The 9,629-nt window shown below is 58.8% G+C and carries 8 protein-coding genes; 7 read left to right on the forward strand and 1 reads right to left on the reverse strand.

Annotation, left to right across the window (positions count from 1 at the left end; all coding sequences use genetic code 11):
* Positions 1 to 245: 245 nt before the first annotated feature.
* From H8S59_RS24015 to H8S59_RS24040, 6 genes are all read left to right on the forward strand, one after another.
* A complete protein-coding gene (locus tag H8S59_RS24015) occupies positions 246 to 2,789 on the forward strand; it encodes a TonB-dependent receptor (RefSeq protein ID WP_187523038.1) in 2,544 nt (847 codons plus the stop codon).
* Positions 2,790 to 2,852: 63 nt separating this feature from the next.
* Positions 2,853 to 4,790, forward strand: a complete 1,938-nt coding sequence (locus H8S59_RS24020; RefSeq protein WP_187523039.1) for a phytase — start codon at positions 2,853 to 2,855, stop codon at positions 4,788 to 4,790.
* Between the two features lie 96 nt (positions 4,791 to 4,886).
* Positions 4,887 to 5,597 carry a protein TolQ gene (tolQ, locus tag H8S59_RS24025; protein ID WP_095097320.1) on the forward strand — a complete coding sequence of 237 codons (711 nt, stop codon included), beginning with the start codon at positions 4,887 to 4,889 and terminating at the stop codon, positions 5,595 to 5,597.
* Between the two features lie 13 nt (positions 5,598 to 5,610).
* Positions 5,611 to 6,057 (forward strand): protein TolR, encoded by a 447-nt coding sequence (gene tolR, locus H8S59_RS24030; protein WP_187523040.1) that lies wholly within the window; start codon positions 5,611 to 5,613, stop codon positions 6,055 to 6,057.
* Positions 6,054 to 6,890, forward strand: coding sequence for an energy transducer TonB (locus H8S59_RS24035; RefSeq protein WP_187523041.1), 837 nt, complete (start codon positions 6,054 to 6,056; stop codon positions 6,888 to 6,890). The genes tolR and H8S59_RS24035 overlap by 4 nt, the downstream gene beginning before the upstream one ends.
* 338 nt (positions 6,891 to 7,228) lie before the next feature.
* On the forward strand, positions 7,229 to 7,570 hold the full coding sequence (locus H8S59_RS24040) for a hypothetical protein (protein WP_095097311.1): 342 nt from the start codon (positions 7,229 to 7,231) through the stop codon (positions 7,568 to 7,570).
* 18 nt (positions 7,571 to 7,588) lie between these two features.
* Here H8S59_RS24040 and H8S59_RS24045 read toward each other — a convergent pair whose 3' ends face one another.
* Entirely contained in the window at positions 7,589 to 8,488 is a 900-nt protein-coding gene (locus H8S59_RS24045; protein ID WP_187523042.1) for an AEC family transporter, read from the reverse strand.
* Between the two features lie 346 nt (positions 8,489 to 8,834).
* Between H8S59_RS24045 and H8S59_RS24050 the strand changes: the two genes are divergently transcribed.
* Positions 8,835 to 9,629, forward strand: a 795-nt coding sequence (locus tag H8S59_RS24050) for a class II aldolase/adducin family protein (RefSeq protein ID WP_187523043.1), incomplete at its 3' end; no start/stop codon positions are given.

A 9,629-nucleotide genomic window follows, 5' to 3' on the forward strand; every position in this document is an offset into this window, starting at 1 on the left:
CTACAGAATTTGGGTCAACCCAGAAAATGGCATCTTGTTTGATGGGAGCGAATTGATTTCGCGAAGGGGGAGGAGACGGCTCACGTAATAAAGGTCATTTCAGCTCAATTTCCCCTGTAAACCTCCGCGAAACCCCTGTTCTCGCCTCTCCCGGCAAAGCGCTGTCACAGAATCGTCATTGCCTGACCCTAGCTTGCCCTTCCAGTTGCCGGGCCACTTGCCTGGCGTTTGGGGAGAGGATGACCATGTACCCGCCTAGCTATCAGCCGCGCCGCAGTTCTGCCGCAATCGTCAGCTTCACCTTGACTGCACTGGCCATGGCAATCGCCAGTGAGCGACTCAGCGCCGCAGAAAGCACTGCCAACACTGAGCACGTTCAAGTGGTCGGCCAGGCTGCCAGCCTGGATCAGGCGCTCAAGGAACAGCGTAGCTCCGATAGCATCAAGAGCGTGGTGCATGCCGATGGCGTCGGCCAGTTGCCCGATGAAAACGTTGCCGAAGCCGTGCAGCGCCTGCCCGGTGTCAGCGTCGAGCGTGATCAGGGGGAAGGGCGCTTCGTCAGTGTTCGGGGGCTGGGGCCGGACCTCAACAGCGTCACCATCAACGGCACGCTGGTGCCATCCCCGGAAAGTGAGCGCCGCGCCGTCGCGCTGGACGTGTTGCCTTCCGAGCTGGTGCAGTCGCTGTCGGTGATCAAGACCCTGACGCCGGACATGGATGCCAACTCCCTGGGTGGCACCGTGGATGTCAAAAGCCTGTCGGCGTTCGATCACAAAGGCCTGTTCTACACCGGCAGTAGCGAAGCCAGCTACGACAAGAATACTCGCCAGACCAGCCCCAAGTTTTCCGGTGCCATCAGTGATCGTTTCAGCCTCGGTGACGGCATTGATAACTTCGGCGTCGCGGCGGCCCTGAGCTGGCAGAAGCGCGACTTCGGCTCGGACAACGTAGAGACTGGCGGTGGCTGGGATTTCGGGCAGGGTGCCCGGCTGGAGGAACTCGAACAACGCGACTACGACATCACCCGCGAACGCGCTGGCGGTGGCTTGAACTTCGACTACAAGCCCGACGACACCAGCAGCTACTACCTGCGCACGCTGTACAGCCGCTTCAAGGACAGCGAAACCCGCAACGCCACCACCCTTGAATTCGATGACGCTCAGGCGGCATGGCAGTTGGGCGAAGCCGAAGGCGCGCGGCACCTCAAGCAGCGTGAAGAAACCCAGGAAATCCAGTCCTACGTTTTCGGCGGCGAGAAGATGATGGGGCTCTGGACCCTCAGCGGTCAGGCAGGCTACAGCCGCTCCGGCGAAGACAGCCCCGGCCATATCGCCGATGCCACGTTTGCCGGCAACAGCACCTTCGCAAACAGTGGCTTTTATGACGTCGACAAGCCGCGCCCGATCGTTGGTTCGTCCTTCTACGATCCGTCCAACTTCACCCTTGAAAGTGTCGAGTGGGAAAAACAGAAAACCACGGACACAGAGAAAAACCTGCGGCTGGATCTGGCCCGTGATTACGACTTCAAGGGTTACGCCTCGCAGGTCAAGTTCGGCGGCAAGGTGAGCCGTCGCAATAAAGACAACGATCTGGAAGCCTGGGTGTATGAGGATTTCAGCGCGCTGGGCCTGACCGATGATCAGCTCAACCTCACGCAATTCCAGAAGGGCAGCGTCGATTATCGGCTTGGCAATTACGGGCCAGGGATCAGTGGCGGCGCCATTCGTAACGTGATCAGCGGGCTCAACCCTGCGGACTTCTACGATGAAGAAGAATCCACGGTCAACGACTTCAAGATCAGCGAAGACATCAATGCCGGTTACCTGATGAACACCATCGACATCGACGACTGGCGTTTCATCGCAGGCATGCGTTACGAAGGCACTGAGATGGAAGCCAGGGGCACCGGGGTTACCGACGGCGTCTACACAGCCAGCGATACCCAACGCAGTTACCATCATTGGTTGCCGGGGCTGCACGCTCGCTATCAGTTGGACAAGAACACTCAGGTCCGTGCGGCCTGGACCAAGTCCGTGGTGCGTCCAACGTTTGGTCAACTGGCGCCGGGCTTCGTCATCGACGGCGACGAAGCCTCCTTTGGTAACCCGGACCTGAAACCGCTGGAATCAAGCAACCTCGATCTGGGCATCGAGCACTACATGGGCCATGCCGGGACCGTGTCTGCGTTCGTGTTCTACAAGGACATCAAGAACTTCGTTTACAACAGCGATCAGGCCGGTACCGGCAGTTGGGCGAACTTCTCCGAAGCCAACACGTTCGCCAACGGCGACAGCGCCAAGCTCTACGGCCTGGAACTGGCGTACTCACAGAAATTCGACTGGCTACCCGCCCCTTGGAACGGCCTGCTGATCGGCGCCAACACCACGTTCAGCCGTTCTGACGCGAGCATCAAAGGCTTTGATCAGGCCAGCGGCAGACAGATGAAGCGCGACATCGATTTGCCCAGCCAGTCCGACACCGTAGGCAACCTCATGCTGGGTTGGGAAAACGACAAGCTGAGCCTGCGCGTCTCCGCCAACTACAAGTCCGACTACCTCTACGAGCTGGCCTCGATCAATGACAAGGCTCATGACCTGTACGTCAACGATCAGACGTTCATCGATTTCAGCGCCCGTTACTCGCTGACCAAAAACCTGCAAGTCAGCTTCGAGGCCCAGAACCTCACCGACCAGCCGTACTTCGTTTCTACCGGCCGCGGTACCTACAACGCCCAATACGAAGAGTACGGCCCGACCTACAAGCTTGGCCTGACTTTTACTCACTTCTAAGACCCTGGCAGCCGCACCTGCTGCGGCCGCCACGTGTGAATGAACCGCAAGGATTTTTCGTTGATGAAAGCTTTTCTACCCAAGACGTGTTTGTTGGCCTTGCTGATCAGTTTCGCTGCTGGATCGGCGTTGGCCGCGACGGCCGCTCCACGTCTCCAGTTGCAACCCTGGGCTGCCGGGCAAAACCTTGCCGTGGGTGCTGTGGCATTTCTGCCGGACAACCTCGGCCCGGAGCGCATCGCTGCCAGCGAGCGCAACGGCCTGCTGTTGCTCGACGAGCAGGGCAAGGAACTGGCGCGCCTGCCGGGCTCTTTCAGTGGTCTGGATGTCCGGGCTGTCGGTCAGCAGGTGCTGGTAGCCAGTCTGGACAATGATCGTCAGCAAGCGGTGTTGGTCAGCCTTGACACGCAAAGCCGCAGTTGGGGGCGGCCGATGTATCTGCCTACTCGCGATTACCCGGTGAGCGGTGTGTGTCTGTATCGCGATGACGCCCGCAACCTGTTCCTGTTTCTGGTGGGCGAAGAAGGCAAGGGCGAGCAATGGTTGGTCGGCGGTGCGGAAAAACTCAATGCCAGCGCGCAGCGTGTACGCGGTCTGCCGTTGCCCCCTCAGGCTCAGTTTTGCCAGGTGGATGACGCTGCAAACCGACTGTTTGTGAATGAAGAAAACCTCGGTTGGTGGGCGTATTCCGCGCACCCTGAGGCAGATGTAAGCCGATTGCCAGTGGCGCTTCGCGCACCCTTTGGCCAGGTCAAAAAAACCGCTGGAGCCATGGCGCTGGTGCCGGGCGGCGTTGTAGCGCTGGACCCCGACGCGGCGCAATTGCACCTCTATCAGCAGCAGGGTGATACCTGGTCAGCCGAAGCGGCGTTGCCATTGCCGGGGCTGAAGGAACCGGAAAGCATCGCCGTTCGCCGCACCGCCAAAGGTTTGCAGGTGCTCGTACGTGACGATGACGATGGTCGCCTTTATCAGGGCGACATCAACTGGCAAGCCAGCGCGGTGCAACTGCCACCGGTGCTGCCAAGTGTCGGCGCCCTCAGCCAGAGCGATCCGGTGGGGCGTCAGGGTGATGCAGCGGATGATCCGGCGATCTGGATACACCCTCTGCAACCCGAATTGAGCCGGGTGCTGGGCACCAACAAGAAACAGGGGCTGCTGACATATGACCTGCAGGGCAAGCTGCTTCAGGACTTGCCCGTCGGGCGTTTGAACAACGTCGATGTGCGACCCCATTTCAACCTCGGAGAGCAAACGGTCGACCTGGCCGTGGCCAGCAATCGCGATCACAACAGCCTGAGCCTGTTCAGCATCGACCGCGCCAGTGGTGAGTTGAAGGTGGCGGGCGAGATCCCGACGCCGCTGAAAAACATCTATGGCATGTGCCTGTTCCAGCCCGCCAGCGGCGAGATCTACGCTTTCGCCAACGATAAGGATGGCACCTTCCTGCAATACCGCCTGAGTGCACCAGACGGCAAAGTCCATGGCGAGTTGGTGCGTCAATTCAAAGTCGACAGCCAGCCTGAAGGTTGCGTCGCTGATGATCAGCGTCAACGCCTGTTCATTGGCGAAGAAGATGTCGGCGTATGGGCGCTGGACGCCAGACCGGATCAGTCGGCGAAGCTCAGCAGTGTAATTCGCGTCGGCCCGCAACTGCACGCCGACGTAGAAGGGCTGGCGCTGTACCAGAGTGATGCCCGTGATTATCTGGTGATTTCCAGCCAGGGCAATGACAGCTACCTGGTGCTGGAGGCCGAACCGCCATTTGCCTCCCATGGCGCTTTCCGAGTCGGCTTGAACGCAACGACGGGAATTGATGGCGCATCGGAAACCGACGGCCTTGAAGTGACCTCGGTCAACCTCGGTGGTCCCTGGAGCCGCGGCATGCTGGTTGTTCAAGACGGACGCAAGCGTATGCCCGAGCAAACCCAGAACTTCAAGTTTGTTCCTTGGGGCGAAGTCACCAAGGCATTAAGTTTGCCGGGTGCTGCCTTGCCCTGATCCGGGCTGTCATCACCCGGTCATCACTATTTCATCGAATAGCCCCTGGCCGTCGCCCGCTGACGGCCTGCGTAGCGCAGGAAAAGGAGTCGGAACATGCACGCGACACTGGAACACATGACGATTTGGGGACTGATCAGCGACGCCAGTCTGTTGGTCAAGGCCGTGATGCTGACGCTGCTGCTCGCTTCGTTGTTGAGCTGGTATCTGATCATCCAGCGCAGCCAGGTACTCAACCGAAACGAGCGGCAACTCAACACGTTCATTCTGGGCTTTCGTCAAGCGCCGGATTTGCAGGCGCTGTACCGCAGCAGCCTGCAGTCGACGGATCGTGACGGCGGTGTAGCGCCGATTTTTCAGGCGGGTTTCCAGGCCTATGAACAGCTTGGCCAGCACTCGAACAGTTCGCCAGAGGTGGTACTCGAAGGCGTCGAGCGCTCGTTGTACGTCGCCATCAGCGAGCAGGAAGTGCAACTGGAAAAAGGTCTGCAGTTTCTCGCGACTGTGGGCTCGGTCAGCCCGTATATCGGTCTTTTCGGCACTGTGTGGGGGATCATGAATTCCTTCCTCGGCTTGTCTCAGGTTCAACAAGCCACGCTCTCGACGGTAGCGCCGGGCATTGCCGAGGCGCTGATTGCCACGGCGATTGGCCTGTTCGCGGCCATCCCGGCAGTCATTGCCTACAACCGCTTTTCTGCTCGCAGTCAAACCTTGTTGACCCGCTATTACGCCTTCGGCAACGAGTTGCAGGTACGCATGCATCGCAAACTGCACGGTGCGCCGGTGAATCTGGCGGCAGCCGCCTGAGAGGAGCAAGCACATGTTAGTCAGGCCGCAACGCAAGCACGGGCCAAAGGCCGAAATGAACGTGGTGCCTTACATCGACGTGATGCTGGTGCTGCTGGTGATCTTCATGGTCACTGCACCGATGCTCACTCAGGGGGTGAAGATCGAGCTGCCCAAAGTCGCCAGTGAGGCCTTGGCCAACGACTCTCGGCAGCAGATCGTGACGCTGTCGGTGAAGGCCGAAGGCGGTTACTACTGGAACCTGGGAAGCGAATTGAATACCCAGAGTCAGACTGACAGCGCGGTAGGGCTGGACGAAATGCGCGGCAAGATTGCGCAAATCATGGCGCAGCGCGGCGACACCCAGGTTTACATCCGCGCTGACAAAGACGCCGGTTACGGCAGTGTGGTGGCCGCTATGTCGGCCTTGCAGCAGAGCGGGGTGAGCAACCTCGGGCTGGTGACCGAGGCCCCGCAATGAGCACGATGACCACGCACCCCCCGACCTTTGCGGTGAGCGATGTTGTGCGCAATCGCTTCTGGAAAAACAGCCTGGCGGCCAGTCTGGCTGTCGCGCTGCACGCGGTCGTATTAGCCCTGCTGGTGACTGGCTGGTCGGTGGAACCCCCCAAGCCTGAACAGCCTATGGTGCTGAAAACCCATTTGGTGATGCTGCATCCTGCTGCTCAGCCCGAACCGTCGGTTGCCGTCGCCGAGCCGCAGCCGGTAGAACCACTCCCTGCCGTCGTGCAACCAGCGCCCCCTGTGCCGATCCCGGAACCTGCAAAACCCAGAGTGGATCCGCAGGTTCAGGCGCAAAAACTGGAGCAGGCAGCGCTGGCGCGCAAGCGGGTAGAGGAAAAGAAGCTCGAGCACCAGGCCGAAAAGCAGCAACAACTGGAAGTGCAAAAACGCAATCGCGAAGCCGAAGAGCAGCGCCTCGCGCAGCAACGACAACAGCAGGAACAGCAGACAAAAAACGCCGAATTGGCCCGCCAGGCCGCCGAACGCAGTCGGCAGCAAGCAGCCCAGGCTAGCGTCGACAGTCGTCAATATCTACCCTTGAGCAAGGAAGCCCCCGATTACCCGCAGCGCGCACTGGACAAGAACATCGAGGGCGACTGCACCGTGGAGTACACCGTCACCCCCGAGGGCAAAGTGGAAAACCCCAAGGTGCTGGACGGCTGCCACCCGATGTTCATGCGTCCTTCGCTGGCGGCGGCCACCACCTTCCGTTATCAGCCTCGGACCGTAGACGGTCGTGCAGTTTCAGTACCTGCGGTGCGTAACACGTTTCATTACCGGATCAAGTGAGCGGTTAAATGCCGCCGTGGCTGCCTGTCAAACTTCGCGTAAATATCTGTATTACGCTGGACATGTGGGGCCGGATTTATCCGGGAAGGCAGCGTTCTGACCACGATTATGTAGCGTAGTACGGGCCTCTTCCCGGATAAATCAGGTCCCACAGGGCTCTCTGTTCGCCGCGAGGCCGTGCGGTGCCATGGACACCGGGACCGCTCCCGCAGAACTATTGCTCCCGACAATATTCATCATCACGACGTACAGCTTCTGTTTTCTCCGCAAATCCGGAAAATGCCCTGCATTGAAGACCCTGCCCAGCTGGCAGATTTTTTTAGTTCAGGATTCTGTCCATGCGCCTTTCCCTCATCTTCACTGCCGCGATTGCCGGTTCACTGTTGGCTGGTTGTGCCACTGCTCCCAATCAGCCGACGCTGGTTTTGCAGACGGCGAAATCCCCTGAGCAGTACACAGACTGCCTGATGCCCAAATTGCAGGACCGCAAGTTCACGCCGACACTGTCGCAAAGTCAGCGTCATTATCGGGTAGTGGTTTCCAGCGCTATCGCGGCCGACAACGTGATTGAGGCCTACAAAGCCCCAACTGGCGGCAAAGTGTTTCTTTATGAACGCCGACCGCTGGCTTCCAGCTTTACGCCTTCCAGTTTCGAACAGGCTGCGCAGGAATGCCTGTAAGGATTGAAGGCTGGGTGGTCAAATCCAGCTTTCAACCCACATCCACATTGGCATGGTCGCCGCTGATACCAGCGTCGACAGACAAATGGCCGAGCTGGTTTTCTGCACGTCTTCTTGCGTCCTTGAGAAGCCCAGCACATTCAGGCCGCAAGGCGTTGCAGCCATGAGCATCAACACGGCTCGCGGTGTGCCGCTGATCCCGATGACCATGCAAGTCACCAGCACCAGTACCGGCATGATCAGCAGTTTGGCCACAGTAATCCCGACCGCCTCGATACTGGGGCGAAGGCGGTAACCGGCGAGATTGCCGCCGAGTACGATCAAGGCGCAGGGCAGGGCAGCCTGGGCCAGCCAGGTGGTGAGATGCTCCGCCCATAACGGCATCGTCAGCCCCGACAGGTTAAGCAGCACGCCAAGCAGCAAGCCGATGATCATCGGGTTGGCCAGGCTGCCAACCAGGGTTTTAAAGCTGAAAGGCTCATCACCGGCAAGACTGTTGTAAAGGCTCTGAAAGCTGAACAGCAACAGGCTGTGTACCGCCAGAATAGTGAACAGCAGCACCAGACCGGGGTTGCCGAACAGGCTGGCGACCAGAGCAATGCCCATCAACCCGTTATTGCCGAAGGCCGCCGTCAGGCCAAAGGGTGTAGGGTGGCCGATGCGCCAGTGAGCAACCAGATTGACGCCGGCAAAGATGATCAGCGCCGGAACGAAGTAGGCCGCCAGAATCGTCGTGTTCAAACCCTCGTGCAACGGCGCCTTGGCCATGCCGATGAACAGCACCATGGGCATGAACAGCTTGAACGCCAGTTCGCCAAAGGCCTTGTTGCTCTCGGCCGACAACGTCCCGCGGCGACGCAGGAAGTAGCCCAGAACAATCAACAGAAAGATCGGCAAAATAGCTTGCGGCACGGCCACGGCATAAGGCTCCGGCAAAAAAATGTGCGGGCATTATTACCGTGGATGGCCTAGTTTCCTATCTTGGGTTGTGTTGGTGTTCGATTTATCCTGAAACTGCACTGTCACGCAGCAAACATTTGACTCCTACAGGACTTGGGGTGAACTCTCAAAATTGAATGTTGTTCGGTAAGAACTTGGTCGCGATGACAGAGGCACAGGCGCAGCAGAGATTCAGGTTGTTTAAAAATCAGTAAATTTAATAATTAGCTTAGATTAAAATGTGCTTTTTAAATGTTTTCTTATGCGTTTAGGCTGCTCCGACACGTACCGCACTGTCGGTCCCGAACTTCTACGGAGCAGCCCCATGAGCAATGTCAGTTCCTTGCCTCTTCAATCCCAACAGTCTGGCTCCGGCAGTGTCCGTGAGCGCGTATCGCCGGAAGAGTGGGAGGTAAGGGTCAAGCTGGCGGCGGCTTACCGTCTGGCGGCGCAGAAACGCTGGACCGACCACATTTACACGCACTTTTCGGCGCGGGTGCCGGGCAAGGAAGAGCACTTCCTGATCAACGCCTTCGGCTTGCTGTTCGATGAAATCAGCGCGTCGAATCTGGTCAAGGTCGATATCGACGGGACCATCGTTGATGACCCGACCGGCCTGGGTATCAACTACGCAGGTTACGTCATCCATAGCGCCATTCACGCTGCCCGCCATGATCTGGTGGCTGTGCTGCACACCCATACCCGTGATGGCATCGCCGTTTCAGCGCAAAAAGGTGGCCTGCTGCCGATCTCCCAACACGCGCTGGGCTTCTCGGGTCGCATTGCCTATCACGGCTACGAAGGCGTGGCGCTGGATCTTGATGAGCGCGAAAGGCTGGTAGCAGACCTGGGCGACAAGAGCGTCATGATCCTGCGCAATCATGGCCTGTTGACGGGCGGTGTCAGCGTTGAGCACGCATTCCAGCAACTGCATCGTCTGGAATATGCCTGCAACATTCAGGTGGCCGCTCAATCGGCGGGTAATGACGAGTTGATTTATCCACCGGCTGAAGTCGTGGCGCGGGTTGAAGAGCAGGCCAAGGTTTTCGCTGATGGCCATGGCCCGGGGGTTGCTCGTCACTGGAATGCCCTGATTCGCGAACTGGAACGTTCAGACACT

Origin of the sequence: Pseudomonas folii, assembly GCF_014357575.1 — a bacterium.
Lineage (GTDB): Bacteria > Pseudomonadota > Gammaproteobacteria > Pseudomonadales > Pseudomonadaceae > Aquipseudomonas > Aquipseudomonas folii.